This is a genomic window from Marinimicrobium sp. UBA4209 (assembly GCF_002381585.1).
GTDB lineage: Bacteria > Pseudomonadota > Gammaproteobacteria > Pseudomonadales > Cellvibrionaceae > Marinimicrobium > Marinimicrobium koreense.
In genome coordinates this window covers 31825-33912 of sequence record NZ_DFTP01000040.1, presented here as the reverse complement: position 1 = coordinate 33912, position 2088 = coordinate 31825, and the positions used below count along the sequence as shown (strand labels likewise).

Here is a 2088-nt window from a genome sequence, read left to right as displayed (position 1 = left end):
TCCCAGAGCATATAGAGCACGTATTCGGTGACGCTCTCGCCCCAGGGGGTTTGCTTGTAGGGCAGGATGAACAACAGATCGATATCGGACCCCGGCGCCAGCGTGCCTCGGCCATAGCCGCCCACCGCGGCGATGGCGAGAGACTCGGCGCCCGAGGGGTTTTCGCGCGGATAGACGTAGCGGGTGGCCCAGAGATGGGCGGCGCCGATCAATTCGTCTTGAGCGGCGGCCAGCATCTGGGCACAGCGGGTGCCGCGGCGGTTGGCGACAAGCTCGGCTTCGGCGGCGATGCGGGCATCGTTGAGCCCCTGACGCAAGGCCTTGAGCACGGCGGCGCGGGCAATCTGGCTGTCGGGCGCGGCATCGCCGATTTCGCGGCGCACGGCAGCGATCAGCGCATGGGCGCTGGGAAGCCCCGTCTTCTTGCGCGCAATCGGTTCAATGGTCGCCGTCGGCATGGGCAGCCTTCTTGAGTTCATAAATCCATTCGAGCGCGGCCCGGGGGGAGAGATCGTCGGGGCGCACGGACTCGATCATATCCCCAACCGGGTTAGCACGAGGTTGAGGCACGGTTTTGTCGGCCGGGGAAGGCATATGGGCAAAGAGCGGCAAATCCGCAAGGGCCGAGCCCGGATTGGACTGGCCGCGCGCTTCGAGCAGGTCGAGCACCTGACGGGCGCGGGTGATGACCGGGGCAGGGAGCCCGGCCAGCTTTGCCACCTGAATGCCGTAGGAGCGATCGGCGGCTCCTTGCGTCACTTCGTGCAGGAACACCACGTCGCCCTTGTACTCCTTGACGCTCATTGTGTGGTTGGACACGCGGAGAAGGGTGGCGGAAAGGGCTGTCAGCTCGTGATAGTGGGTGGCGAAAATCGCCCGGCAGCCGGTGGTTTCGTGCAGCGTCTCGACGCAGGCCCAGGCGATGGAGAGCCCATCGAAGGTGGCGGTGCCGCGGCCGATCTCGTCGAGGATGACCAGCGATTGGCGGGTAGCGCGGTTGAGAATGGCGGCGGTCTCGACCATTTCGACCATGAAGGTCGAGCGGCCCTGGGCGATGTCGTCGGACGCGCCGACGCGGGAAAAAACCCTGTCGACCACACCGATATGGGCGGACGTGGCGGGGACGTATGAGCCCATTTGCGCGAGAATGGCGATCAATGCGTTCTGGCGCAGGAAAGTCGATTTACCGCCCATATTGGGGCCGGTGACCAGCCAGAGTTGGCCGCCCTCGTCGGGCTCGGGGGCCGAGAGATCGGCGTCGTTGGCGACGAAGCTCCTGCCTTCGGCCTCGAGGGTTTTTTCGACCACCGGGTGGCGACCACCTTCGATTTCAAAGGAGAGGGACGCATCGATCTGCGGGCGGCACCAGTTACGCTGGGCGGCGAGATTGGCCAGCGCGGCGGCCACGTCGAGTTCGGCCATAGCGTCGGCGGCGGCCATAAGATCGCGGCTTTGCGCAAGGGCGGCTTCGCGCAGGCGGGCGAAAATACCAAGCTCGATTTCGACGGCGATTTCCTGGGCGCGGGCGATCTTGCCTTCAAGCTCGGCCAATTCGGTTGTGGTGAACCGCATGGCGTTGGCAAGGGTCTGGCGATGGATGAAGACACTGTCTTCGAGCAGGCGCGATCCGTGGGAGGCGGGGACTTCGACGAAAAAGCCGAGCACGTTGTTGTGCTTGATTTTCAGCGCCCGCACGCCGGTCTTTTCGACCAGCGCGGCTTGAAGCTCGGCGACCACTTTACGGCTTTCCGATCCGAGGCGGCGCTGGGTGTCGAGTTCGCCATCGTACCCGGAAGCGACAAACCCGCCGTCGCGGGCCATGAGCGGGGGTTCTTCGACGAGGGCCTTTGCAAATTCGTCGGAGAGGATTTCGGGGGCTTGCGCGAGGGTTCTGGCGATGGCGGCAAGCTCGTCGCCGGGATCGGTGAGGCCCGAGAGCAGATGGCCCAGCGCGCGGGCCTGGACAATGCCGCGGCCGATGGCGCCCAAATCACGAGGGCCACCGCGTTCCAGTGTCAGCCGGGTGAGGGCGCGGGCAATATCTGGCGCGGCGCGCAGGCCCTTGCGGATGGCGTCGGTTTCCATCGC

General features: G+C 65.5%; 2 protein-coding genes. Both read right to left on the bottom strand.

Translation table 11 applies throughout. The annotated features are described in order from the left end of the window. On the bottom strand, nt 1-458 hold a 458-nt coding region (locus B3187_RS05570), incomplete at its 3' end, for a nucleotidyltransferase domain-containing protein (RefSeq protein ID WP_286805016.1). Further along, on the bottom strand, nt 439-2088 hold a 1650-nt coding region (gene mutS, locus B3187_RS05565; protein ID WP_286805014.1), incomplete at its 5' end, for a DNA mismatch repair protein MutS. The genes mutS and B3187_RS05570, both read right to left, overlap by 20 nt.